Source organism: Spirosoma utsteinense (assembly GCF_014282275.1).
GTDB classification, from domain to species: domain Bacteria; phylum Bacteroidota; class Bacteroidia; order Cytophagales; family Spirosomataceae; genus Spirosoma; species Spirosoma utsteinense.
In genome coordinates, this window is record NZ_VFIA01000002.1 from 138,940 (window position 1) to 164,650 (window position 25,711).

Genomic DNA, 25,711 nt, shown 5'->3' on the forward strand with positions numbered 1-25,711 from the left:
AGCGTGGATAACTCACTTCGTCTTTGACGAAGACTGGATTGCTTTTGCCCACTATCTGGGTTTGACGGATAAACAGCGAAGCAATGTATACGGGCGTTTCGGCAAGCGATTACCGGTGGTGTTCGACTGGATCGACCGCAGCTTCCTGACCCCCAACAGCAAACAGATGTACGGCGACCTGATAACCGATCGGGCACAACGACTCGGGTTATAACGGCAACACGCCTGTAATCCTCATTGCTTCACTTACCTTGCAGGCGAAACACGCTCCTTTTGTTTGCGTGCGCCCACAAAGCAGAGCGGCCTGTGCGGTTCCTGCCCGGCAAACGACGGTTCCTGACGGCAAAGCCCGGTACAGGCGTGGCCCGACTGACGTACTTACCCAGACCAGCCGCTGGTTGATGTCAATTTTTCTCAACAAACGAACGACCCGAATGAACATCGCTTTTTTCAGCAGCCAACCCTACGAACAGCCTTTCCTGGAAGCGGCCAACCGCAACCACCACCATACACTAACCTTCCTGACCGAGACGCTGACACCGGAAACAGTTCGGCTGGCGGCTGGCCACCAGGCCATTTGTGTGTTCGTCAACGACCAGCTTTCGCGCCCCGTGTTGCAGGCGCTGGCCGAACAGGGCATTCAACTGATCGCCCTGCGCTGTACGGGCTTTAACCAGGTCGATGTGGAGGCAGCACAGGAGCTCCGCTTCCGTATCTTGCGTGTTCCCGCTTACTCGCCCCATTCCGTTGCCGAACATGCGGTGGCGCTGCTGCTGTCGCTGAACCGAAAAACGTATCTGGCCTACCAGCGCACGAAAGACAACAACTTCACCCTCGACGGACTGATGGGTTTCGACCTCTACGGCAGGCGGGTTGGGGTAATCGGGACGGGCAAGATCGGAGCGGCTTTTGCCCGGATCATGCTTGGGTTTGGCTGTCAGGTGCTGGCCTATGACAAAGTACCCTCGCCCCAGTTGCAGGCGCTGGGTGTACCGTTTCTTTCGCTGGAGGAAATTCTGGAACAGGCCGATGTGATTTCGCTGCATTGCCCGCTGCTGCCCGAAACTCACCATCTGATCGACGCAGCCGCGCTGGCCCGCATGAAACCGGGGGCCTACCTGCTTAACACCAGCCGGGGTGGCCTGATCGATACGCCTGCGGTGCTGGAAGCGCTCGAAAGTGGGCACTTGGGCGCGTTGGGCATGGATGTGTACGAGCTGGAAGACGACTTTTTCTTTGCCGACTGGTCGGATAAGCCCCTGCCCGATGCAGACCTGAACGCCCTCACTCACCTGCCAAACGTACTGGTTACGTCACACCAGGGTTTCTTCACCCGCGAGGCCATGGAGCAGATCGCCGACACAACGATCAGCAACCTGACGGCTCTGGAGCAGGAACACCTACCCGAAAAGGCGTTGGTTGTCGGGTAAGTTCTCCGGCAGCCGCCATCCTATCAACCCTGCTCAACATCAACCGCTATGGATTTCTACGTCACGCCGATTACCGATGTTGCCCGTTCGCTGGATACGTCCCCCGCCGGGCTCAGCGCCGAAACGGCCCGGCAGCGGCTGGCCAAAGCTGGCCCTAACCAGATTACCGACGTCCGCAAAAAGACCGTCTGGCTCATTCTGCTACACCAGTTTACCGATGTCATGATTCTGGTCCTTATCGCAGCCGCTATTATTTCGGTGGCGGTGGGCGAAGAGAAATCGGCCTACGTAATTCTGGCCATTGTACTGCTCAATGCGCTGATCGGGTTTATTCAGGAGTACCGGGCCGAGAAATCGATGGAAGCCCTCAAAAAGATGGCGGCCAATCAGGCCCATGTACGGCGAAACGGACAAACGCTGTTGGTGGCCACTGCCGACCTGGTACCGGGCGATGTGGCGCTGCTCGAAGCCGGTATGATTATTCCCGCCGACGTTCGGTTTCTGGATACCCACGCGCTCAAAGTCGATGAGTCGTCACTGACGGGCGAATCGGATAACGTCGAGAAAAAACCGGATGCGCTTCCCCCCGGTGAGTATCCGCTCGGCGACCGGGTGAATATGGGCTACAAGGGTACGTTCGTAACGAATGGGCGCGCCACCGCCTATGTCGTCGCCACGGGGATGAACACCGAACTGGGAAAAATTGCCCGACTGATCCAGCGCGACGAAACAAACACCCCCCTCCAGAAACGGCTGGCCATCTTTGGCAAAGGCCTGTCGGTTGGGGCACTGGTCATTTGCGGGCTCTTCTTCGTGGCCGGGTGGTTACGCGGTGAGCCGCTACTGAATTTGCTGCTGGTCTCCATTTCATTAGCCGTAGCTGCTATTCCCGAAGCCCTGCCCGCCGTGGTTACCATTGCCCTGGCCCTGGGTGCCAAACGCCTGGTAAAGAATAACGCCCTCATCCGCCGGCTGCCGGCCGTTGAAACGCTGGGGTCGGTCACCTACATCTGCACCGACAAAACCGGCACCCTGACGCTCAACAAGATGACAGTGGAGGAAGTCGACAAATCGCCCGATTTCTCCCTGCCCGGCTTATCCAATGGCGACGCACTGCTCACCGCGCTGGCACTCAATAACGACGTCACCAGGGATGATGACGGACACTGGCTGGGCGAATCCACCGAAGTAGCGCTGGCCCGGTATGCCGCCGACAGAGACTATGAGCGAACAACGCTCGAATCCCGGTTCCCGCGCATTGCCGAACTCCCATTCGACTCAGACCGCAAGTGTATGACCACCCTCCACCAAACCGACAAGGGCGTGCTGGTTATCACCAAAGGGGCCGTGGGGTCGTTGTTCACCCAGCTCGAAGCCGGCCAGCAAACGGCCGTTCCCGATCTGAGACAACGCGTCGACGCGATGGCCGAACGGGGCTACCGGACGCTGGGCTACGCTGGCAAGCTGTTACCTAAACTCCCAGCCACCCTTACCCCCGCCACCATCGAATCCGACCTGACGTTTATGGGGTTCGTGGGCCTCATAGACCCGCCCCGACACGAAGCCCGGCAGGCCGTAGCCGAATGCAAACAGGCCGGCATCGTTACGGTCATGATCACCGGCGACCATAAGCTAACCGCCCGATCCATTGCCGAAACCCTGGGTATTGTTTCATCAGCCGATGATCTGGTACTGACCGGACCGGAACTGGCCAAACTGGATGAGCCTGCGTTCGCAGCCATCGTCGAAAAGGTGCGGGTATATGCGCGTGTCGATCCGGCGCAGAAGCTCCGGATCATTCAGGCACTACAGACCCGCGACCAGTTCGTAGCCATGACCGGCGACGGGGTCAACGATGCGCCGGCCCTGAAAAACGCCGACATCGGCATCGCCATGGGCATCAACGGGACGGAGGTGGCCAAAGAAGCCGCACACATGATCCTGCTCGACGATAACTTTGCCACCATTGTTAAAGCGGTTAAGCACGGCCGACGGATCTACGATAACATCCTGAAGTTTATCCGCTACATCATGTCGGGCAACGCAGGCGAGATGGTCGCGATTTTCGCAGCGCCTTTTCTCGGCCTGCCTATTCCGTTGCTGGCGATCCATATTTTGTGGGTCAATCTGCTGACGGATGGATTGCCCGGCCTGGCACTGGCCTACGAACCCGCCGAAAAAAGCAGCATGGAACGCCCGCCCATCGACCCCCGGCAAACTATTTTCGGCGATGGGCTGGGCTGGTTCATTGTCTGGGTGGGTTTTCTGATTGGGGCCGTTACCCTGGGTATCGAAGCCTGGGCTATTGACCGGGGCGTTGATCACTGGCAAACCATGACCTTTACCGTACTCTGCTTCAGTCAGCTGGGTAATGCCATCGCAATCCGGTCCCGGCAGTGGTCGGTGTTCAGCATTGGCCTGTTGGCCAACAAACGCATGCTGGCCGCCATTCTGATTACCGTTGCCGGTCAGCTGATGATTATATATACCCCGTTCTTCAATGACCTCTTCAGTACAAAGCCGCTGACCTGGACCGAACTGGGCGTTACCGTAGCCGTATCGAGCCTTACGTTCTGGGCCGTCGAGCTGGTAAAACTGATTCAGCGCAAACGGAGTAAACGCGTTCAGTTACCAACAAACATGAGTCATCCCGAATGTTAAAAGTCGCTATCTTTTTAGAAAACAAGGGTATTAGGCGTGGTGTCAGGTACCTTGACCTACCGTGTATACACTTCTTTTTTTCCTACAGAAAAGCCCGGTAGGGGCGACATGTCAATAGAAAAGAAAGAAGGAATAGCCCCCTAAAGCGCCGTAGGTGCGACCTAATCCAGTTCAGTTAGGTCGCACCTACGGCGCTTTAGAGAGGATAGGAGCGCTACCAACTAGTGACAGGTCGCCCTTACGGGGCTAGCTGACCAAGGCTGGAGATCTACTCCGACAATACGGCACTTGACCTGACGCCACGCCCCCACAGATGTGCCGGAACCAGGCAGCTTTTTGGGTAAGGTTTTTCCGAAGTGTAACGATTCGTTAAATTCGGGATGACACATCGGTTGACCAGATCACTCGTGCCCGTTACAGACAAGAGTATGTTCATGGACCTCGGGATTGGTCAGGATACAGTCGAGTTTATCATTGATCTGCTGAAGTAAGATGAACTGTTTTTCCTGCGTATCGAACAGGGTTTTAATTTGCTCTTCCAGCAGCAGATCTATTTTCTGATTGATACTTCGAATCTGCATTTCCGCCTTCAGATTGATCATGTAATCGTTTTCACTTCGCATGCGGTCTTTCTCTTCCTGCCGGTTTTGACTCATCATAATGATCGGAGCCTGCAGGGCAGCAATGCACGACAGGATCAGGTTCATCAGAATGAAGGGATACGGGTCAAATTTGTAGTGACCGATGGCCAGCACATTGAACGTGATCCAGCCCGTGAGGATGATGCCGAACAGAATGATGAACCGCCAGCTTCCGCCAAACTGCGCCACCTTATCCGATAGCTTCTGCCCCGGCGTCACTACTTCCAGCGGGGGGTTTACTAGGTTTTGAATAATGAGCTGCTCGGCTTCGAGGGTCTCCTTCACGATCCGGTGTAATTTCTCCAGATGTGCATTTTCATCAAAGAGCAGTTGATCAATTTCTGTGTTGTTCATATCCGATGTTCACGGGAATTAAAAGGGTAATAACGACTCGTTGGCTGACCGAAAATAAACGGTTCAACCTCCCCGGGGATTCCGTCAGCGCCAAAGAGCGGGATGATCGTATGAACGCGAATAACGGCATTGACAGCTGGCCATTCGTTGATCTCCGACAGGCCATGAGCTGATACCTGTCAGGCTGATAAGAATCAGGGGCCAGGCTGATGGCTCTCAACCGGGTGGCAATCCCGATGGCAGACCTTCGGGGCAATCTAATCAGTTGCTCACCTTATGCCCGATACCAGTCCATTTGACGCTGTTGGCGTACCGCTCCAGCCAGCACGCCAGGTAGCTTATTTTTCGATGGAATTCGCGATTGCCCAGCCGCTCAAGACCTATTCCGGCGGGCTGGGTTTTTTGGCAGGCTCCCACATGCGCAGTGCCTACAGCCTGCAACAGCCCATGACAGGCATCGGTATTCTGTGGAAATACGGCTATTACGATCAGGGCCGAAGAGCAGACCAGACGATGGACATCCTGTTCATGGAGAAACAGTACAGCTTCCTTGAGCCAACAAACCTGAAATTCCAGATTCAGGTCAACCACGCGCCTGTCTGGGTGACCGCTTATTATTTGCCGCCCCCGGTTTTCGGTACGGCCCCGCTGTATTTTCTGTCCACCGACCTGCCCGAAAACGACTACCTGTCCCGGACGATCTGCCACCGGCTGTATGACCCCAATCCCGAAACCCGTATTGCGGCCAGTATCCTGCTCGGTATCGGTGGGGCCAGGCTACTGGAACAACTGTCTATCTGCCCCGACGTGTACCACATGAACGAAAGCCACCCGCTGCCCCTGGCATTTTATCTCTACAACCAGTTGGGTAGCGCAGAAGCCGTTCGGGAACGACTGGTGTTTACCACGCACACGCCGGAAGAGGCCGGAAACCCTTGTTCCGACAGCCGGCTGCTGGACCGGATGGGCTTTTTCGACTACCTGCCGCTGGATCAGGTCCGGCTTTTGACCGGTATCGCCGACGATTCCTTCAACTGGGCATTGGGTGCGCTTCGGCTGGCGGGCCGCGCTAATGCAGTATCTAAAAAGCACCGCGCCGTTTCCGAACAGCTATGGCAGAACTACCCGGACTTGTGCCCCATTATTGCTATCACCAACGCCCAGAACCGGTTGTTCTGGGGCGACCCCTTGCTGGATGTGGCGGCTGCCAGCGACGACGGCCCGGCCCTGACAGCCCGCAAGAAGTCGGGCAAGCAGGCACTGTTCGACGAAGTAGCCGATCAGACAGGCGACCTCTATAATCCCGATATATTCACGCTGGTATGGGCCCGTCGGTTTGCGGGCTACAAACGCGCCGACCTCCTCCTGACAGACCCGGCCCGGCTCGACCGCTTGCTGACCAACCCACGCTACCCCGTTCAGTTCATCTGGGCCGGCAAACCGTATCCCTACGATTATGGCAGTGTCGGCACCTTCGATCGGCTGGTTCATCTGGCCCGCCATTACGTGAACTGTGCCGTGCTGGTGGGCTACGAGCTTAAGCTCTCCAGGCTGCTCAAACGGGGTGCCGACCTTTGGTTGAACACCCCCCGGCTGACGCGCGAAGCCTCCGGAACCAGCGGAATGACGGCGGCCATGAACGGCGCTATCAACTGCTCGACCAACGATGGCTGGGTACCGGAGTTCGCCCGGAACGGCATCAACAGTTTTGTTTTGCCCGAAGCCGATCCTGCCTGGCCCGCACACGAACAGGACGCCTTCGATGCCGATAACTTGTTTACACTGCTGGAGACGGTCATTCTGCCGATGTATTACGAACAACCGGATCAATGGCTGTCGATACAAAAAAACAGTTTACACGATATTATCCCCTATTTCGACGCCGACCGGATGGCAGCCGAGTATTACCAGACCCTATACGCACTGCCTCAGCCCGTTAATCAGGCTGCCGAACACCAGTCGGCCTGAGCGGGATGACTACTCTTTTCAGCGAACCTGTTTAGGATTACTGGCCGGACGTGGCCGGTCGTAGCCTGGACGGCCATGTCCGGGTGAGAGAAATACATAGTTCACGCCCGGACGTGGCCGTCCAGGCTACGACCGACCCCTGGCTGAATGAAACAGGGGCCAACGTGAAATCCTAAACAGGCTCAGCGTACTAATAAACCATTGATTCATAAACACTACCGAAATGATCTCCTCAAAAAAACTGGGCATCTGGATGGACCATTCCAACGCTAACCTCATGGAATTTACCAGGGACCCGCTCGAGACCCGCGTCCTCTCCGCCGACTTCTCTCACCAGGATAAAGTGCATACGCTGAACAGAAGCGAAGCGGTGATGCACAACAGAGAACAGCACCAGAAGGGAGACTATTACAAACGGCTGAGCGAAGTAATCCGCAATTATGACGACGTGCTTCTGTTCGGCCCCACCGATGCCAAAACAGAACTGTTCAATCAGTTACGGCTGGATCACCGTTTCGAAACGATAAAAATAGCGGTTCAGCAGACCGATAAAATGACCGACAATCAGCAACATGCGTTTGTCAAAGACTATTTTTCCCGGCACTGACGCAGCAGCGTATCCCCGGCGAGGGAGAACTTAATGCCATTATGAAGCATAGTACCGTTAGCAGACAATACCAGCTGATTCCGGTTGCTGTATGGGAGACGTGTTTTCATGAGTTGGGCAGGTGCGTTGAAGACACCGCTGTAAAGGTGAGCGCTGGAACTCGCCCCGGCTATTAAGCCTGCTCACAAACAGTGTTGATCGTTCCAAACAGCTGTCAACGCGCCCCATCCCGGCTATCGCTGCCCAGAATGGCGACTGGGCTTTATTTGCTGGCAGTCAGCAGGTTGGTCCATGAAGATAATCAGGCAAATGGGCGTTTTAAGTCAGTTCTAGCCAGATACCCGACCCGTAGCTTTGACTTCTGTAACGGTAACCTATATACTTTGCCTGAATCAGGAAAAGCAGCGCTCGTTCCGAGGCAAAGTAGCGGAGAACCAAGTGCAACGAGCGGCTTTACCCCTTCCGGCCAGATAGCCTTTCGCCACTGATTTGTTATTGTTTAAACAATTACCTGTCATGAACGGACTTGACCAAAACCTGACCCCTTACCTTATTGCCCAGGGCGTATCGGTGCTTTTTCTGCTGGCCGCCTGGCATAGCACCCGGTTGGCGCGGTTGCTCTTTGCGCTTCTGTTCATCGGCGCATCCGGCACCAATTTCTTCTTTGGCCTGACCAATCCCGCTATCTACCAGACGTACGCGGCCTTTGCCATTTCGCCCTATCGGGCCTTTATCAGTGGCTGGTTCAGTTCGCATAGCGGGCTGATTGTGCCGGTGATTGCTACCGGCCAACTCCTGATTGGTATTGGCATGCTCCTGAACGGCGCGTGGGTACGCTGGGCCAGTATAGGCGCTATCCTATTCCTGCTGAACATCATTCCCCTGCTGGTCGGATCTGGCTTTCCGTTTTCGCTGGTCGTAGCCTGGGCCGCGTGGATCGTTCTGTCAACTGACAGCCGGGCTTATCTGTGGCAGGCAGCGCCAGTCACGCCAAATGTATCCCCGCCCCTTTCGCAGCTGGCCTCGATTGTGGCAATCCTGGCGGCTATCACCTCGATAACGAGTCTTTTTTTCAGTCAGCTATACCGCGACAACACCTTTGTAAAAACGGTCTGGCACGCCAACGACTGGGTAACGGTCGGCCTGTCGGTGACCACACTCCTTTGTATCACCCTGGCGAAACGACAGCCGAAAGCCCGGCTTATCGTGGCGGGTCTACTGGGTTATTTCGTCTATAATTATGCGTTCTATCTGGTCGGTGCGGCTTTTAATGTACTGTTTCTGTTGTATGTCGGTATCGTGGCGCTGGGTCTGGTAGCACTGATCGGCCTATTGGTTTCACTACCTGTTTATTCCTTGCGGCCCGGCCCGAACGGCCTTCGATACGTGGCCGTTTATCTTGCCGGCATTGCGCTGATGCTGCTTCTGGTTGAACTACCGCCCATCGGCAGGTTTCTGACTACGGGTATACTACCGGATATGGTTATAAAATCGGCCCATCCCACCAGCATCGTATACGCCCTCGATCTGTCGCTGATCGTACCCGCCTGTCTGCTGGGGGCTGTGTGGCTCTGGCAGCGGAAACCCTGGGGCCCGGTAGTGGCCGCCATCATGCTGGTGAAAGGTGTGGCTTATGGTCTCGTGCTTTGCGCCGGGGCGCTGTTGCTGGTAAGCCGGGGCATCGGGACCGACCCCCTGTTGGCATTTTACGTTGTGCTGGTGCTGGGCGGGCGGGCCAGTCTGGTTGTCTTGTTTAAGGCACTTGCGGGGTATACTCCGTCATCTTCCCAGCCTCACACCCTTGCTGCTGCCAACGCACCGGTTCCTCTTAAAACCCATCAGTTACCACAGACTACGCCATCACTCTAACCAAAACCGACAGTGATCAAGCCTAAAAGCCTGTAACGATGCGTTGCGGGCTTTTTTGATGCCACTCAGGCAAGCGTAATCCGGAATACAGCGGTATTGCCTCCCGGGCACCGACTGACCTATTAATTCAACGCGAACTATGGATGATTTTTTGTCATCCCGACGCAAGGAGGGATCTTCGGTAAGTTGGGGCACTTTGTCTTGTCCGAAGATCCCTCCTTGCGTCGGGATGACAAAAAGCACCTAATTGAATTCCATTTTTTAACTAAAAATCTATCCATAGTTCACGTTATTTCAACATTCTTGTTTAACCAAAACACCATTTAATTTATTTTTTCTGGAAAAAAGTTAAACAAACCTTATCTTCACTTCTTCGTAAGCGCAGGCTCTTACGTAAGTCCACACAGTTGTACCCAATGTAGTGCAACAGGTTATCTCCAGAAAAGCAAACAGATTGGTGGAGGCCCTGGGTTACGCTCAGGCTAGAACCGGCTCAACGCCTTACCCTGCAAATCGCTGGCCGTGCCAGCCGTCAAGAAGTTTATCGATCGCGTCGGATTGTTCTGAACCGTTTATGCTTACCTCTTTTTCCTCAATAGCCCATGAAAACTATTCTTGTTATAGAAGACAATTTAGCCATTCGTGAAAACACGGTTGAGCTGTTGGAATTGCTGGGTTTTCAGGTTGCTTCGGCTTCAGATGGACGCAGTGGCTTACAACTCATCCAGGAAATCAGGCCCGACTCGGTGCTTTGTGATGTTCTCATGCCCGGTATGGATGGGTATGCCGTATTGAGCGAATTACGAAGCCAGGCCTGCTATACACCCATACCCTTCTACTTTATGTCTGCTATTGCGGAAGTGAAAGACCGGCAACGTGGGATTGATCTGGGGGCTACGGGTTATCTGATCAAGCCTTTCACCGAGGAGGAACTGCTTCAGTGCCTGTAAACACGCGCAACAGGCTACCGAAACAAACCGCTCTTTTCGGATAACGTATATACTTGATCGTACGATGTTGCTCTAAGCAATCGGGCAGGCACGTTACCAAACTACTCTATCCTCTACTGTTTGATCACCTTCACGGTTTCCGATTGCCGTTGGGTCGACACCTTCAGCAGATATCCTACCAACCCGGCAGTCGAACTACTAATCCCCAGATTACCTGTACTGGGCAAGCTGTTAAAATTCTGGGTGAAGCTGCTGGGTGTAGTTCCAGGGGGAATGGTTATCTCCACAAATGGCGCTCTGGTTCTGGCTGGCGTAGACTTTTCATCATCCGTCAACTTGGGTAGCCCAAAAAGAGCCCCGGTCTTGGGACCGGGGCTCATAAAACTCAATGCTAACGTGATTCGCTTCTAAAGGTTATTGCTTTACCTGTACTGGCAACCCCTCCAGTTGGGCATAACTGAGTTTCCAGGTAGCATCAGTGCCTTTCTTCCAGAGCAGAATAAAATTTCCTTCACCAATACCATGCGGCTGGTCGGGGCTTTCGGGCAATACATCAACCGAGTACGTACCTGCTTCGTAAGCCGTCTTCGTATCGGCCGACGAGCTAACCACGTTCGTTTTAAGATCTGTCAGGGTCGGCAGGGTTTCCCGCACCCATTTCTGGGCTACCTCCGACTTTCCCTTGAAATGTGTATTTCCCTGCAGGAAGTGGACATCCTCGTCCAGAAAAGAGATGATTTTCTCGGTGTCTTTATTGTTCCAGGCACCAATGAACTGTTGGTTCAGGTCCTGCACGTTAACTGCATCGCCCGAGGAGCAGGCCGATGTCAGCAACGCAAAGAAGAGGATACAAATGGATGGTTTCATGATGGATGTGTGATGGATGTAGTAGAAAGAAAGCTCCCATCGGGACCGGGTCCTGATGGGAGTAACAGCCAGGGCAACTACCAGCTTTTACGGCGCACCTCCGACGTGGGGTAAGCAGAGCTCTGGTCACCGTAATGGGTGTTGCTCAGAAAAAGCGCATTGCCGGAGTAAGGGTCTGAAACCGTCTGGGCAGAGAAAGCAGTAGCCGCCAGCGCAGCGCCTACGCCAGCACCAGCCACGGCACCAACGGCTGCGGGTACCGCTTTTCGCTGGGCCACCACCGGGCGATTAACGACCACAGCGGGTTTGTTGGCCGCGCTGGCGGCTTCCTGACGGGCCAGCGCAGCTTCGCGCCGGGCTTCGGCTGCTTCACGCTCAGCAGCCGCAATCCGGGCATTCGTTTTGCGCCGGTTGTCGACACTTTTGCCAACACCATAGCCAGCTGCCCCACCGGCCAGACCGCCGATGACCCCGCCAACGACCCGGTTACGTTTATTTATAATAGCACCAGCTGCACCACCCACGCCAGCACCAATAGCGGTACCTTTGGCCTGTGGACTCCAGGGACGTCTCTGCTGTGCCTGAACGGAGCTGCTGATGATAAATGCCAGTAATAAAGTCAGCGTGGTGTAAGAATGAATCGTTTTCATAGCGTTACGTAATAAATTAAGTGGTGTAAATAACAAAACTGATCGTTGGACAATAGAACATAGGAAAGGTTTACTGTCCGGTAATCTACGAGTAGCCTAACATCCTGGATTGCCGCCTTGTTTACGGATGGTTAAATTCTGAACCAACCAACGAATGAACAAGTAGGCTATACCTTGCCAGCCCTTTTATTTTTTTTCAACCTATTTATCATGAAAACTCTGCTTAGCCTGTCACTGCTAACTGTTCAGTTGGGCATAACAGCCATTGCTCAGCCCCAAATGGACTCACCACGCGCCAAGACCGTCAATGGTATCGTTGAGGGCACAACCGAAGCCAGTGGGGTACGCTCGTTCAAGGGCGTTCCCTTTGCCGCTCCCCCCGTTGGTGACCTCCGCTGGAAAGAGCCACAACCCACAAAGAACTGGACCGATGTTCGCCAGACCAAAAAGTTCGGCCCCCGGGCCATGCAGCGGGCGGTCTTCGGTGACATGGGCTTTCGATCAGACGGCATGAGCGAAGACTGTCTATATCTTAACGTATGGACCCCGGCAAAATCCGACAAGGAGCGCTTGCCGGTACTGGTCTACTTCTACGGGGGTGGCTTCATCGCAGGCGATGGCTCCGAGTCCCGTTACGATGGCGAGAGCATGGCCCGCAAAGGCATTGTGGCGATTACCGTCAATTACCGCCTGGGCGCTTTTGGGTTTATGGCCCACCCCGAACTGACCGCCGAATCGGCGAATAAAGCGTCGAGCAACTTCGGTTACCTCGACCAGACGGCTGCGCTGCGCTGGGTGCAGCAAAATATCGCGGCCTTCGGTGGCGACCCCAAAAAAGTCACCATTGCCGGTGAATCGGCCGGATCGGTGTCGGTAAGTGCTCAGATGGCCTCGCCCCTGTCGAAAAATCTGTTTGCAAAAGCCATTGGCGAAAGCGGCTCCCTGCTGGGCACCCTACCGCCTTCGTCGCTGGCCGAAGCGGAACAGAATGGCGTGAAGTTTGCCGAACAGGTGGGTGCTAAATCGCTGGCCGAGTTACGGGCCATGCCAGCTGCGCAGCTGCTTGAAGCGACAGCAAATCCTAAAACACCGCGCTTCTCATCGGCTATCGACGGCTATTTCTTCCCTAAATCACCCATGGCCATTTTCCAGGCGGGCGAACAGGCACAGGTACCGCTGCTGGTTGGCTGGAACTCGGAGGAATCAAACTACCGGGCCGTTCTCGGTCAGGATGCCCCAACGGCTGAAAATTACACGAAAGCGGTACAGAAACTCTATGGCGACCGCGCCGACGAAGTGCTTAAGGTCTATAACGGCAGCAGCAGCGAAGCCATCGAGCAGGTTGCAACCGACCTGGCTGGTGATCGTTTCATTGGCTACAGCACCTGGAAATGGGCCGATCTGCAAAGCAAAACGGGGAAACCGGTATACCGCTACCTGTATGCCCGCGCTCGTCCGGCAATGACCCCCGAAATGGGAAACGCCACACCGGGTCTGGCGGGTGGTGTGGTGAAAAGCACGACAGCCACGCCTGTCAAACCGCAACCAGCCGCTCGTGGAGCCGTTCACTCGGCCGAGATCGAATATGCTATGGGCAACCTGCCCGGCAACAAGGTCTACGCCTGGACACCCGACGATTATAAGGTATCGGAAGTCATGCAGAACTACTTTGCCAACTTCATCAAGACTGGCAACCCCAACGGCTCCTGCCTGCCCAAATGGCCTGCTCTCAGCACCAAAGCACCGGCACAGTTTCTGCACATCGACGTAAACACCCGCCCGGAAACCGAACAACACCGGGACCGGTATCTGCTTTTAGATCAGATGAGCACCCGGCAGTAACTGCTGGCAGTACTTATACAGACCGCTTACCCTTACTCCACCGGCACCACGGTGGAGTTTTTTATTTCGGCCATGACAAAGAAACTGCTGATATGAAGCGTACCGGCAATGACCGATAACCGGTCCTGATAAAAGCGGTTGTAGGTTTCAATGTCACGGCTGACAATTTTGAGCAGGTAATCGAATGTACCCGAAACCCGATTACACTCCAGTACTTCGGGCAGGTCCCGCACGGCCGCATCGAAGTCGGCGAAGGTGTCGCGGGTTTGTTTGTCGAGCGTCACCTGGCAGTACACCATGACGCCGTTACCCACTTTCTTCTTATCGACAATGGTGACGTACCGGTCAATGATACCGGCGCGTTCGAGTCGTTTGATGCGCTCGTGAACCGGCGTTTTGGACAGGTTGATCTGCTGCCCTATTTCCTGAATAGTCAGCCGGGCGTTTGCCTGCAGCAAACTTAAAATAACACGGTCGGTCTTGTCCAATAGGTCCATCGCGGATTTTTTACGGAGATAAGAGCAGAAATGAAACGTACTTAGAATTTTTTTCTTCTAAATGACACATTTGCCGCCATAATTCCTAATTAAAGGGGCACTACTAGAAAAGATGTACCGTGAAATTATCTTTGTATCCGTAGGCTCAGACAACCCAACTACTCCAGTCATCATGGTTATTGGCGTTCCCAAAGAAATAAAAAACAACGAGAACCGCGTGGCATTGACGCCCGCTGGTGTGACTGAATTGCGTAAATACGGCCACACCGTACACGTACAGGTCAATGCCGGTTTGGAAAGTGGTTTCGAAGATGAAGAATACATTGCTGCCGGAGCCATCATGCTGCCAACCATCGAAGACATCTACGGCATCGCCGAGATGATCATGAAGGTGAAGGAGCCTATCGCATCCGAATATAACCTGATCAAAGAAAATCAACTCCTCTTCACCTATTTCCACTTTGCCTCGTCGGAAGAGCTGACGCGGGCCATGCTGGCGAAAGGCGCTGTTTGTCTGGCTTATGAAACCGTTGAGCGGCCCGACCGCAGCCTGCCGCTGCTGGTGCCGATGTCGGAAGTAGCGGGTCGGATGGCTATTCAGGAAGGAGCCAAGTATCTGGAGAAGCCCCTGAAAGGACGGGGTATTCTGCTGGGGGGCGTACCGGGTGTGAAACCTGCCAATGTCCTGATCCTGGGCGGTGGTATCGTTGGCACACAGGCCGCTAAAATGGCCGCCGGGCTGGGTGCCCATGTCACAATAATGGACGTAAGCCTGCCGCGGCTGCGCTACCTGTCCGACATTATGCCCCCGAACGTGCAGACAATGATGTCGAACGAATACAACATTCGGGAAATGATCAAGGTTTGTGATCTGATCGTTGGCGCGGTACTGATTCCGGGTGCGAAAGCCCCCCACCTCATTACCCGTGAGATGCTGAAGCTGATGCGTACCGGTACGGTGCTTGTCGACGTAGCTGTCGATCAGGGTGGTTGTATTGAAACCTGCCGGCCTACTACCCACGAAGACCCAACGTTCATTATCGATGGCGTTGTGCATTACTGCGTAGCCAACATGCCCGGCGCAGTGCCTTACACCAGCACCCTTGCCCTCACCAACGCAACCTTGCCTTACGCGCTGCAACTGGCCAACAAAGGCTGGCAGCAGGCTTGCCGCGACAACCTAGATCTGAAACTGGGGCTGAATGTTGTGGAAGGCAAGATTGTTTACAAAGGTGTTGCCGATGCATTCGGTATGGAACTCACCCCGGTCAACGACGTACTGACCGAAGAAGAACTCGCTTAACCCTCTGTTCAGTAGCTCACTTACTGAATCGAATTCAATATTACCTATTCATCGACGAACGCAGGCCGCTTCCTTTGGGGGCGGCCTTTTTTTGGCTACCTTACCTGACCAGTTATCTAAACATGTAGCCTCATGGAGCCAAAAACCGCAATACCCGTCCCATCCCTGTATGAATGGGCCGGTGGTATGGAAAAGTTTGAAGCCTGGACGACCCTGTTCTATCAGCGGGTAGCCCAAGATGCTATGCTGGAGCCTGTTTTTCGGGATATGTCACCCGCGCATGCGCAACATGTGGCTCATTTCGTAGCCGAAGTCTTTCGGGGTCCAACCCGGTATAGCGACAGTGAAGGGAGTCATTATGAAATGATTCATCATCACGTAGGCAAATACCTGACCGAACCGCAGCGCCAGCGGTGGGTCCGGCTCATCCAGGATGCGGCCGACGATGTTGGTATGCCTGACGACCCGGAGTTTCGATCGGCCCTGGTTGGTTATCTGGAATGGGGATCACGACTGGCGGTACTGAACTCCAACACAGATACGATCAGTGAACAGGTAGAGGCTCCCATGCCCAAGTGGGGCTGGGGCGAAACGGGCGGGCCCTACATCCCATAAAAGCGGCTTAGCCGGATAACTGTCGTGAATAAACAGGACACCCACCCGGCTAAGCCGCTTCTTTATGTCAAATCAGTGAAGATCAATCAGGCAACTTCGGCGCTGTACAGGTCAGGCTCCAGCGTAGACAGCCCGATAACCCGCGCACCCATCAGGTTCTGCAAGGCTTCCCGGCCCGTATTCCACCGGCGGGTAACATTCTCCTCCCGAACCTGAACAGGATCTCTGGGCTGGTTTGCCTCTTCGAAATAAGCGGGCATGCGGGCGGTCATCGCGCTGACAACCTCGCTGATGCTACCCGTCAGGATCAGGTCCGGAGTCGATTGAGCCACCTGGATCAGCGCACTCACCATCGACGCCGTGTAAAAAGCACAGTCGATATCCTGATGTCGCACCGGCACGCCATCATGAAGGCGCTGCAAATTGACACCGCCATCTTCCAGCCGTTCCGAGACGGGTACACAATCAACTGGCTGCGGAAATACATCGTCTACCTTCTGTTTGAACTTATCCCACCACGGGGGTTGCCCCAATGGGTTCAGCGTATCGCAGAAGATGATCCGCCGGGGGTTGCCCGGCTGTGCCGGGTCCATAACCAGCAGGGCCGCGCCCAGATGCCGGTCGTCGGCCGCATGGCGTCGCTGAATGACAAAACAATGCAACTGGGTGTCGCCCTGCGCCTGAAGCTGCTCGGAACGATCCCGAACCATACGGAGCGAATCGGTCATGTAGCCTTCCGTTACAACGTGGACAGGCAGGCTGGTGGGGGTCGGCAACAGGGCCTGCCGACGAAGGTGATCGCCCAGGATAGTCAACGCAGTGGTATCCGACCGCCGGGTTCCGAAATACATGCCGATGTCTTCTCTGGACTGGCCGGTATGTTCATCGAACAGCCCAATGGTATCGCCGTGGGCACCCTGCCGACTGGCGGGGCTGTAGCGAAACGGGACCTCACGGTGTTCGCGGTGAGCGGCTAGATTGTAAATCCGTTTCTCGAAGACAGCCAGCATGGGTTCATAAGCGTCATTCTCGAAATAGACCTCACCAACGGGCCGGAGAAGATGCCGCGCAATGGCATCCTGCCTTAGCAGTCGTTCCAGCGCATCGTCGCTGTGTTTGAAGAAGCTGCGGAGGGCACCGTGCTCAACAAACGCATCGGTGTCGGTATCCCGGTCGGCGTCCAGGTGATTTCCCGTTACCGTGCTGTGGTCGATCCACTCGCGGAGAAACTGTTTGACGGCATGATCGAAGGCATTGTTAGCCCAGTCAGCGCGCTCTTTTGTGTAGTGTGTTGGGCGAATTAGTTCGCAATTGATCGGACCTTCCTCACCAGACAGGGTCCGAAATGCTATGTTCATAGGGCAGGTAAAATATACCCACAATATAGGCTAAAAGCGGCATTTTTTAAAAGCCCCTGCCCACAATTATTTACGTCAAACCGACCTCATAATTACTGGCGTACGAGTGTTTCCCATTCTTCGGCCAGTGACCCGTCAAAAAATGACGTTTTAGCCCGTTTATACCAGTAGTTGGCGTTAAACCGGTCGCCTTCTTTCCGATGCAGGTAGGCATGCAGCCGATCGTAGGGCTGGTCACCTTCGCGGCTCTGGGCAACATTATGAGCCTGCTCCCACTCGCCCCTGGCATCGTGCCAGAGCGCGGTCAAAACTGGATGAATACCAGCAGGAGGCTGAGGTTGATCTAAGGAAGTATTAAACTGATCGAATGTCATGCGGGTAGGTGTATGTTCCAGGAAGTCTATCTATACGTTGTGTCACAAGTTCCGGCTTTACAGTGGCAGCTTTTTTCGCAGTTGCTGGTAGCGTGGGTCGTTATCCAGTTGGGTGAGTGATTCAAACATGCTGATAAACGTGCGAACCAGTTCAGGGTCGGCGGTCATCATGGCCCGGGCATCCTGAATGCGGTTCATGTTGTACTGGCCTACAAAAATAATCAACGCTTTAAACGGTTCGGGATGTTCCAGATCGACCCGGATATAAGCCTGAAAGGGCAGCGTTGTCAACTTATGGCAGGGTTCAAGACCCATCTCGCGTTGTTCCCGGTGGCCCTCATAAAACGCAAACGCATCCTGAATCTGACGGATCGTACGCTGGTGCAGTGCCAGATGTTCCAGCCAGTGACCTTCCGGCAACGGTTCGTTATGTAAGGTTTGCCAGATCGGTAACAGGTAATGCTGATACAAACTATTGGCATGCTGCCCATCGGTGGTGGTTTCGTCGTCGCTCAGGGTGGCAATGTAGAATTCGCGCGAGTCACGAACGCGCTCCAGCAGGGTTTCGTGCAGGCGGTCGGCCAGCGCACCGAGTTCGGGAGCTGAGCTGTGCAGGTTGGGGTCATAGTGGGCCGGAAACTTGCCAACCGCTGCCGTATCAGAAATAATGTACAGGCATTCGCTGTTTGTCGCTTCTTCCAGAAACTGTTGAAGCTCTGCCAGGATCTGGCCATAACCCCGGAAGAGTTCGCGGGTAGAATCGGAGATGGTCACAACCGCCTTTTTGATCTGCTGGTCGATCTCGAAATTCGACTGGGCAAGGCGGTGTGTTTCCTGGGCAATGTTCTCGATCTGTCGAATGGCCTCGTCGGCCTTACGCGACCCATCGTCGGCCGCCTTCCAGCTTTGGAAGGCGACAAAGAAAGCCAGGAACGACGCAACACTCCCGATTATCGAGTAATGTCCGTTAACTGCTTCATACAGCGACAGACCCAGCCAGATGAGACCACCAAAGAGCAGGAAGTAAAAAATACCGCTCTGGGTAGGGTTAAACAGAAACGATTTGCGCGAAAACATGCCAAACGTAAGATGCGTGTAAGGGGCCGTAACATCGATCCCCGCCACAAAGCTACTCATCGACCCGGATTCTGTGCTGCTCTCAGGTAGGGTTCATAAGCTGGCGTGATATAGATCGTGTAGGTGTCCAGCCGCACAGCCCGATTCGGGTACTTCATGACGCGTGGTAATCGCTCGCTCAACTGCTGAAAATCGTCATTGGGAATAATGGCTATATCGGCGTCTTCCCACTGCTTTTCGGTTGGCCAGATATTGTAGTGCTTATGAAAGACCGGAATCAGGTAGTCGAAAACAAATACGCTGGAACGGGCCGGGATAATACTGGCCAGCCGATTTATTACGGCCATGTCGGAGGCTGGCAGAAAAGGCTCTTTCCGGGGATCGAAACGGTGTGTAGCCATATCGCGCAGGATAGTCAGCAGCCGAAAGTCAGCGCGGGCGTAGGGAACGATGGCAAACTGGATGACAACGAGCAGCGTGCCCAGCACCATCGGTTGCCAGCGGGGCCTTGAGCGCTCCTCCCCCAGCCCGAACAGGAACCAGATCGTCAGTACGTACACCACCGAGAAAGCATAGACCAGCACGAAACGCGGTGGCCACGTCAGCGACACCAGATCGAACAGTGGATTGGTACCGTAGTAGGTTGCGCCCTGTACCCAGTTGGAGAACAGCAGTGCAACTTGTGCCAGCGTATAGACCAGCAAAACGCTCCCTACCTGTCGCCAACCAGTCCGATACAGACCATAGAACAACAAACAAATTGAAGGTAATAATAACAGAAACGTGTGCAGAAGCAGCGTGAGGTGTCGGTTGATAAAGTCAGCGTCGTGCAGTCCCGAGGTCATCACGGCCAGGGCCTGTTGCAGGCGGGGCTCCGGCTCAGTCGAATGGTTCTTATAGGACAAAAACAACATACCCACGACGAACAGCGTAGCCCAGCCGCCCAGTACGACCCAGAACCGGGACCGGGTCAGGATACCAAAAATAGACAACTTCGGGTTGGCCGTCAGGTACTGAACGCTGATGAAGCCGAGGTGAAGCGCACCGGCCAGCAATGCCCCGTCTTCTTTGACGAGCAGGAGCAGAACAGCCGTTACCAGAAACCAGCTCGTGCGGGAAGACAACAAAGCCAGCAGGAACAGGATCGACAGGGGAAAATAGGTCAGTTCGGGGTGCCAGCCAATACCGGGGTGATCGTTGAACCAGAACCAGACAGGCCCCAGGAGCAGTACGCCCATTACAAGCCACATGGCCCATACGGGCAATCGCCGACCGATCTGGTACAACAGCAGTCCATAGCTCAGCAACGACAGGGCCGTCTGCACGGCAAACGCACCATACGCCCCGAACACGTAGATCAGCGGTCCCCAGAGCAGCATTGCATAATTGTTATGGATTCGATCATCGTACCCCCAAACGTTCTCATAAAGCACAGGTCGACCATCCAGCCAGCTACACGAGCTTTGCAGAAAGATATACATGTCGTTGTAGGTGTAGTACAACGCCTGGAAGCGGGTGATCTTAAACCAGAAGAACAGGAGCAATGCTAGACTGCTGACGGCAACCGGGATAATCCATTTTTTTGTCATACGAAGAGTAAGAAATCAACTCCTGGTAGAGATGACCAACGGTTAAAAGACGCATACGAGCGTTAATTGGCACGCAGAATTCCGCTTAACTGATCATAGGGTACAGTTACCTCTATAGGCCCAAGAGCGTAGGCCGCTATTTCATAGGGATTGTAATAAAAAACCAATCCCTTACGGCTCATGCCAATGTTGGCTGGCAGAAAAAACCGGCCATCCCGCAGGAAATAACCACGCTCTTCAAGATTGGTTTGTGGCAACAGTCCCTGCTGCCGGCGGAATGACTGCTCAACTACGTTCAGCAGGGCCGTCGTGTCGGTCACGAGGTCGTTGAGCGATAGTGCCCGGCCAGATTCCCGATCGAAGGTGTAGAACGCCAGGTTTGTATTCGGGTGGGCACCCCCCGTATAGGCGTAGGTTTCCATCTGAACGGTTACCGCATCATCACTGGCATACAGGGTATCGGCCTGGGTTTTGAGCTCCCAGCACCCGCCCAGCCCGCCCATGTCCTGAGTCATGGTGTGGTAGTCGGTGGCAAAGAGCGAAGCCGCCCTGGCCAGATCCGTGCGGGCCTCCGGATGGGCGGCTACCGTAGTGCTGTCCAGCCAGCCAGTGATACTGCCTACGGCCAGTTGCTGCAAGGTGTCGTTTATTCGGTGAGCGCCGTCGGTGTCTTCTTTGAGCAGGACATAGGAAACAGACACATCTACCCCCTTGTTGGCAGTGGTATCACAGCGGCTCCCGCCGGTCAGCGTATACTGCTGACGTTCCAGAACGGGAGGACCCAAGGGTGTCTGACGACAGGCCGAAAAAAAAGGAATAAGACCGAAAAGAAAGAGGTTGAGTAAATACTTCATGCAACGAAAAAGGAGGACACCATCGGGTTGTCCACCCCGCGAACTTGTCTGCGTGGCTAACGACGGTCAAAAAACGCCTTACCGATACTACAAACTTAGTAAATCTTTAAACCGAATAGCCTGCCGTCGGCTTATTTCGATTTTATCGCCACCACGCAGGGTTACCAGTAGTCCACCACTAAACCAGGGTTCTATTTTTTCGATCCATTGCAGGTTGATAATGTGCTTGCGGTTAGCCCGGAAAAACGTAGCCGGGTTGAGCCGGTCTTCCAGCGCGTTGAGCGATTTCAGCACCAGGGGCTTCTGGTCGTCAAAATACAGCCGCACGTAGTTGCCCATCGATTCGAACAGTCGCACCTTACCCAGCTTCACGAACCAGCACTTCTCGCCATCCTTTACGAACACCTGATCGTTTTCGCCCAATGTTTTGGTAGTCAGGCCCGTCGACACCCCGTTTACTTCATTGGTGTGCTGCTCCTCTTCGACGCGGTGAATGGCTTCGCTCAGCCGCGCCAGTTCAACGGGCTTAAGCAGGTAATCGAGCGCGTTGAACTCAAAGGCTTTGATAGCATATTCATCGAAGGCCGTTGTGAAAATAACCTCCGGCGCTTTGCCCTCGATGGCCTGCAACAACTCAAAACCGTTCTTGCCGGGCATCTGTATATCCAGAAACAGGAGTTCGGGTTCCAACTCTTCGATCATCGGCAGGGCCTCATCGGCGTTGGCCGCTTCGCCGATAATCTGAATTTTAGGGAAGTTTTCGAGGAGCCGACGCAGTTCGTTACGCGCCAGGCGTTCGTCGTCAATGATAAGTGTTTTCATCTACTGGGGTTTGGCAGTTAACAATCGAATAGGAACCGGTATGGTTGACAGAGAAACGGTCAATCTAGCTGGCGTTCGACATCGCTTCGCTGGTACGTCGGAACAAGCCCTCTGACTGGGCGGGAATGGTAATGGTTGCGCACACAACAGAGCCACCCGTTTCAGCAGACTGATCGGGCGTACTTTCTTCCTGGAAAATCTGAAAGGCCGCTTCAGGACCGTACAGCAGTTCGAGCCGCTGGGCCGTATTTGCCAACCCAAAACCGCCCGACGCTTCTTTGTCGCCCAATACGCCTGTGTTACGAATGATAATGTGAAGTTTATCGGCAACGATCATCGATTTCACCTCAATAAAGCCCCCGCCTATGGCCGTTGACACACCATGTTTAATGGCATTTTCGACCAGCGTCTGTAGCATCATGGGCGGCACCTGCCAGAACAGCGTCCGGCCATCGAGTTCGATCCGGGACGTTAATCGTTCTTCGTAGCGCACTTTTTCAAGGGCCAGGTAATCTTCGACCGTTTTCATTTCCTCCCGTAGTTCAACCGTTTTACGCCGATCGGCCAGCAATGAGTTACGGAGGAGGTTGGAAAGCTGGGTAATACTCTGCTGCGCTTTTGTGGGATTTTCGTAGACCAGTGCCCGAATACTGTTCAACGCATTGAACACAAAGTGCGGGTTCAATTGCGACCGTAATACTTTTGCTTCGGTTTCACGGATACTCGTTTTCAGCAGAATCTTCTCGATTTCAGCATTCCGCGTCCGTTCTACGTAGTGGTAAACGGTATAGCTCAACACCCACGCCAGCATGGTCTTTCCCCAGGTCAGGATATAACCGATGAACAGCCAGGGTTCATTGACCAAATACTGCGGCACGATAACCCGGTCGATGGGCAGGTTAACGAGCGTCATGATCAGGGCGAGCACAAACACGGAAAACAGCACACGGGGGGCCAACTGAATAAACGGCAGCCGTACCCAGTACCACCGGCGGATCATGAGTCGGTACAGGTGCGTCAAGGTAATCCCCAGAAAGATATTGACAATAGCCAGGTATAGCGTGTCGGCGTCAAAGCCTAGCTCGGCCAGGTAAGCCAGATACTCCACCATAATGAGGAGCGTCCAGCCAAACAGCTGACAAAACCAGTATATTTTTTGCTTAGCGATGCCCATTCTGATTCATGCCGCTTATCAGACACACAACGAATATACGGAACCACCGTAGGAGCGGGCGAAATTATACACGAAAGGAAAATACAGAATACTGAATGCGGAATAATGATGGTTGAACGAGTAAGCTTTCCTTATCCATTCCGGTGATTATTATTCAGTATCGATAGAACAGGTCTTATTGTGCCAGCGCCAGCGACAACAGGTGCGACGTATCGTTGGATAAGTCGATCGTAAACGTTTTTGTATCGTAGTCGTAGCGGAGTTTATAGAGACACAGGTTACTGTGCTCAAAATGGTCCATCTGCGCTAACGGCCGGTTTGTAATCCAGCAGAGCAGAATGCGCATGGCGCGCCCATGCATGGCAATAAGAACGGGCGCTTCGTCCGGTTGCGCCAGCACCACGTCCATAGCCGTTCGCTGCCGGGCCTCTACCTGTTCCGGACTTTCGCCCCCGTCGGTAGGAAGGGCCGTATTGCCCGATGCCCAGGCTTCGATCAGACTGCGGTAATATTCATTATCCAGGTTGCCCGGCACTTTGCCCTCCATGACACCCCAGCTTATCTCGTTGAAACCGGTGAGTTTTTCGTGCGCAATACCCAGTTCGATAAACGGACGGGCCGTTTGGTAGGTACGCTTTAAACCGGAAATATAAATTTTGAGAAACGGTACATGCTGATACGCCTGAAAGAACGCCATCGCCTGTGCCTGTCCCATCTCATTGAGATCCGAATCGACGCCACTACCTTGTACTACCCCCCGTCGGTTGTAATCGGTTTCGCCGTGGCGAATCAAATAAATGGTTTTTTGTGCCAAGCTTGTGCGTTGTTGATTATCAATAAATCACCAAATTGGGTGCAAAATTACATAAACCCTTTTCAATATGAAAGCTGGTTTTGATCTGGCCAATTTGTCATTTGCCCACGCCGACTCGATTGTGAAACACCTTGGCATTGAATTTACCGAAGTAGGCGATGGATACCTCGTAGCGCGGATGCCGGTCGATGGCCGCACTCATCAGCCGTTTGGCATTCTGCACGGTGGGGCATCGGTCGTGCTGGCTGAATCGCTGGGTAGTACAGCTTCCTGGATGCTGCTCGACGATCCGGCCAAACAGCGGGCAGTAGGGCTTGAAATCAACGCCAACCACCTGCGCTCCGTACAGGATGGCTGGGTGTATGGCCGCTGTACACCGATTCATACGGGCCGTACCACCCACGTCTGGGACGTTCGCATTACCGACGACCGGGGGAAACTGGTGTGCATAAGCCGGCTTACCGTAGCTATTATCACCGGCTGAATTTTAGGAGGGCTGGCTCGCTTAGCCTTCGTAAAACTTGACCCCTTTTTCCCGCAAAAACGCTTTGATGACATCGACATGGACGCACTGACCCACATTCAGGAATGGATAGTTGGAAACGCTTCGTTTACGACCGTTGACCATTACCTCCCGATCCTCTATGTCGAAACCCAGGTGCAGGTGACGCGTAGCCGACTGCATACCGTAAATTAATCCGCCAGAGTCGAACAAGGGGCCGCCACTCTGCCCCCGTAAACCCGGTGTGCTCATTTCGATTCCCGTAATCCCGCCGTTCTCACTCAGCAGACGGGTTACAATGCCATCGATGGGAAAGCGGGGTGAGGTGCTGCGCCCCGTATTTGTCCATTCTATATCGTCGGTGGCGGGGTTGTACCGAAAATTAGTGAACTCAGGGAAGGGGTAACCCACCCGGCAGAGACTACGCCCCGCCTTTACGCGGCTGCTGTCTCCCAAAAACGTAGCATGAGAGCGGTACAGCGAGGGGCCGTACCCGTCGAACCGGAGCAGGGCCAGATCCTGGGTCGGGTGCATGTCAACGGTCAGTTTGACATCGTTGCTACAGCCCACAAAATAATTCTGGATACGGATGATCGTTTCAGACTGAAGCTTGTACTGGGCTTCCAGCTGACTGATACGCTGGGCAGCATCTTTTTCGCGCTGAACATCCCGCCGGGCACCCTGGAAACTCCGGTAGTTCTGATAAATAGTCTCTGCCTTGGTAACGAGCTCTGCAACGTGTTTGCAGGTGACAGCGCAACCGTGTTCATTCACAAAGAAAATCGTTGCACTGCCGGGAATGATTTCACCGTGGCCATACAGCCGGACAATGGAGTGAAGCGGACGGGTAAACGGATCGATGCGCTCAATGGCGTCAACAAACATAAAAAGAG

General features: G+C 54.2%; 26 protein-coding genes. 11 read left to right on the forward strand and 15 right to left on the reverse strand.

Annotation, left to right across the window (positions count from 1 at the left end):
• Nucleotides 1-61: 61 nt before the first annotated feature.
• The 3 genes from FH603_RS01850 (at nt 62) to FH603_RS01860 (ending at nt 4,091) form a co-directional block, all read left to right on the forward strand.
• Entirely contained in the window at nt 62-214 is a 153-nt protein-coding gene (locus FH603_RS01850; protein ID WP_186735476.1) for a hypothetical protein, read from the forward strand.
• A 67-nt stretch (nt 215-281) separates the two neighbouring features.
• Complete coding sequence (locus tag FH603_RS01855) at nt 282-1,430, forward strand: 2-hydroxyacid dehydrogenase (protein ID WP_317171258.1); 1,149 nt, start codon at nt 282-284, stop codon at nt 1,428-1,430.
• Between the two features lie 48 nt (nt 1,431-1,478).
• Nucleotides 1,479-4,091, forward strand: a complete 2,613-nt coding sequence (locus FH603_RS01860; protein ID WP_186735478.1) for a cation-translocating P-type ATPase — start codon at nt 1,479-1,481, stop codon at nt 4,089-4,091.
• Between the two features lie 401 nt (nt 4,092-4,492).
• Here the strand turns inward: FH603_RS01860 and FH603_RS01865 are convergent, their stop codons facing one another.
• Nucleotides 4,493-5,086, reverse strand: a complete 594-nt coding sequence (locus tag FH603_RS01865; protein ID WP_186735480.1) for a DUF1003 domain-containing protein — start codon at nt 5,084-5,086, stop codon at nt 4,493-4,495.
• A 276-nt stretch (nt 5,087-5,362) separates the two neighbouring features.
• On the opposite strand from FH603_RS01865, the gene glgP reads away from it, so the two are divergent.
• Nucleotides 5,363-7,054, forward strand: a complete 1,692-nt coding sequence (gene glgP / locus FH603_RS01870; protein ID WP_186735482.1) for an alpha-glucan family phosphorylase — start codon at nt 5,363-5,365, stop codon at nt 7,052-7,054.
• Nucleotides 7,055-7,277: 223 nt separating this feature from the next.
• The gene (locus tag FH603_RS01875) at nt 7,278-7,661 is read left to right on the forward strand and encodes a hypothetical protein (RefSeq protein ID WP_186735484.1); all 384 of its coding nucleotides are present in this window, start codon (nt 7,278-7,280) and stop codon (nt 7,659-7,661) included.
• Here FH603_RS01875 and FH603_RS28895 read toward each other — a convergent pair.
• Entirely contained in the window at nt 7,643-7,771 is a 129-nt protein-coding gene (locus tag FH603_RS28895) for a hypothetical protein (protein WP_262891278.1), read from the reverse strand. The two genes, FH603_RS01875 and FH603_RS28895, sit on opposite strands and share 19 nt — an antisense overlap.
• Nucleotides 7,772-8,177: 406 nt before the next feature.
• On the opposite strand from FH603_RS28895, the gene FH603_RS01880 reads away from it, so the two are divergent.
• Complete coding sequence (locus FH603_RS01880) at nt 8,178-9,530, forward strand: hypothetical protein (RefSeq protein WP_186735486.1); 1,353 nt, start codon at nt 8,178-8,180, stop codon at nt 9,528-9,530.
• Nucleotides 9,531-10,132: 602 nt separating this feature from the next.
• Nucleotides 10,133-10,480: a response regulator transcription factor gene (locus FH603_RS01885; RefSeq protein WP_186735488.1), complete on the forward strand. Its 348-nt coding sequence runs from the start codon at nt 10,133-10,135 to the stop codon at nt 10,478-10,480.
• Between the two features lie 113 nt (nt 10,481-10,593).
• On the opposite strand, the gene FH603_RS01890 is transcribed toward FH603_RS01885, so the two are convergent.
• The 3 genes from FH603_RS01890 to FH603_RS01900 form a co-directional block, all read right to left on the reverse strand.
• Entirely contained in the window at nt 10,594-10,860 is a 267-nt protein-coding gene (locus FH603_RS01890; protein ID WP_186735490.1) for a hypothetical protein, read from the reverse strand.
• A 34-nt stretch (nt 10,861-10,894) separates the two neighbouring features.
• Entirely contained in the window at nt 10,895-11,347 is a 453-nt protein-coding gene (locus FH603_RS01895) for a YybH family protein (protein WP_186735492.1), read from the reverse strand.
• A gap of 77 nt (nt 11,348-11,424) precedes the next feature.
• Entirely contained in the window at nt 11,425-11,997 is a 573-nt protein-coding gene (locus FH603_RS01900; RefSeq protein ID WP_186735494.1) for a glycine zipper 2TM domain-containing protein, read from the reverse strand.
• Nucleotides 11,998-12,207: 210 nt separating this feature from the next.
• Here FH603_RS01900 and FH603_RS01905 point away from each other — a divergent pair, with 210 nt between their 5' ends.
• Nucleotides 12,208-13,839: a carboxylesterase/lipase family protein gene (locus FH603_RS01905; RefSeq protein ID WP_186735496.1), complete on the forward strand. Its 1,632-nt coding sequence runs from the start codon at nt 12,208-12,210 to the stop codon at nt 13,837-13,839.
• Nucleotides 13,840-13,871: 32 nt separating this feature from the next.
• On the opposite strand, the gene FH603_RS01910 is transcribed toward FH603_RS01905, so the two are convergent.
• A complete protein-coding gene (locus FH603_RS01910; protein WP_186735498.1) occupies nt 13,872-14,336 on the reverse strand; it encodes an Lrp/AsnC family transcriptional regulator in 465 nt (154 codons plus the stop codon).
• 172 nt (nt 14,337-14,508) lie between these two features.
• Here FH603_RS01910 and ald point away from each other — a divergent pair, with 172 nt between their 5' ends.
• Nucleotides 14,509-15,639, forward strand: coding sequence for an alanine dehydrogenase (gene ald / locus FH603_RS01915; protein WP_186735500.1), 1,131 nt, complete (start codon nt 14,509-14,511; stop codon nt 15,637-15,639).
• Nucleotides 15,640-15,771: 132 nt separating this feature from the next.
• Complete coding sequence (locus FH603_RS01920; protein WP_186735502.1) at nt 15,772-16,254, forward strand: group II truncated hemoglobin; 483 nt, start codon at nt 15,772-15,774, stop codon at nt 16,252-16,254.
• A gap of 86 nt (nt 16,255-16,340) precedes the next feature.
• Here the strand turns inward: FH603_RS01920 and FH603_RS01925 are convergent, their stop codons facing one another.
• The 8 genes from FH603_RS01925 to FH603_RS01960 form a co-directional block, all read right to left on the reverse strand.
• Nucleotides 16,341-17,612 carry a hypothetical protein gene (locus FH603_RS01925; protein WP_186735504.1) on the reverse strand — a complete coding sequence of 424 codons (1,272 nt, stop codon included), beginning with the start codon at nt 17,610-17,612 and terminating at the stop codon, nt 16,341-16,343.
• Between the two features lie 92 nt (nt 17,613-17,704).
• Nucleotides 17,705-17,986 carry a hypothetical protein gene (locus tag FH603_RS01930; protein ID WP_186735506.1) on the reverse strand — a complete coding sequence of 94 codons (282 nt, stop codon included), beginning with the start codon at nt 17,984-17,986 and terminating at the stop codon, nt 17,705-17,707.
• A gap of 57 nt (nt 17,987-18,043) precedes the next feature.
• Nucleotides 18,044-19,123 (reverse strand): hypothetical protein, encoded by a 1,080-nt coding sequence (locus FH603_RS01935; RefSeq protein WP_186735508.1) that lies wholly within the window; start codon nt 19,121-19,123, stop codon nt 18,044-18,046.
• Nucleotides 19,120-20,652 (reverse strand): DUF2079 domain-containing protein, encoded by a 1,533-nt coding sequence (locus FH603_RS01940; RefSeq protein ID WP_186735510.1) that lies wholly within the window; start codon nt 20,650-20,652, stop codon nt 19,120-19,122. The genes FH603_RS01935 and FH603_RS01940 overlap by 4 nt, the downstream gene beginning before the upstream one ends.
• Nucleotides 20,653-20,714: 62 nt before the next feature.
• Entirely contained in the window at nt 20,715-21,506 is a 792-nt protein-coding gene (locus FH603_RS01945; RefSeq protein ID WP_186735512.1) for a DUF3298 and DUF4163 domain-containing protein, read from the reverse strand.
• Between the two features lie 87 nt (nt 21,507-21,593).
• Nucleotides 21,594-22,328: a LytR/AlgR family response regulator transcription factor gene (locus FH603_RS01950; protein ID WP_186735514.1), complete on the reverse strand. Its 735-nt coding sequence runs from the start codon at nt 22,326-22,328 to the stop codon at nt 21,594-21,596.
• Between the two features lie 64 nt (nt 22,329-22,392).
• Complete coding sequence (locus tag FH603_RS01955) at nt 22,393-23,496, reverse strand: sensor histidine kinase (protein WP_186735732.1); 1,104 nt, start codon at nt 23,494-23,496, stop codon at nt 22,393-22,395.
• 181 nt (nt 23,497-23,677) lie between these two features.
• On the reverse strand, nt 23,678-24,316 hold the full coding sequence (locus tag FH603_RS01960) for a histidine phosphatase family protein (RefSeq protein WP_186735516.1): 639 nt from the start codon (nt 24,314-24,316) through the stop codon (nt 23,678-23,680).
• Nucleotides 24,317-24,383: 67 nt separating this feature from the next.
• On the opposite strand from FH603_RS01960, the gene FH603_RS01965 reads away from it, so the two are divergent.
• Nucleotides 24,384-24,800: a hotdog fold thioesterase gene (locus FH603_RS01965; protein WP_186735518.1), complete on the forward strand. Its 417-nt coding sequence runs from the start codon at nt 24,384-24,386 to the stop codon at nt 24,798-24,800.
• A gap of 21 nt (nt 24,801-24,821) precedes the next feature.
• Here the strand turns inward: FH603_RS01965 and FH603_RS01970 are convergent, their stop codons facing one another.
• Nucleotides 24,822-25,703: a S1 family peptidase gene (locus FH603_RS01970; protein ID WP_186735520.1), complete on the reverse strand. Its 882-nt coding sequence runs from the start codon at nt 25,701-25,703 to the stop codon at nt 24,822-24,824.
• Nucleotides 25,704-25,711 lie beyond the last annotated feature (8 nt).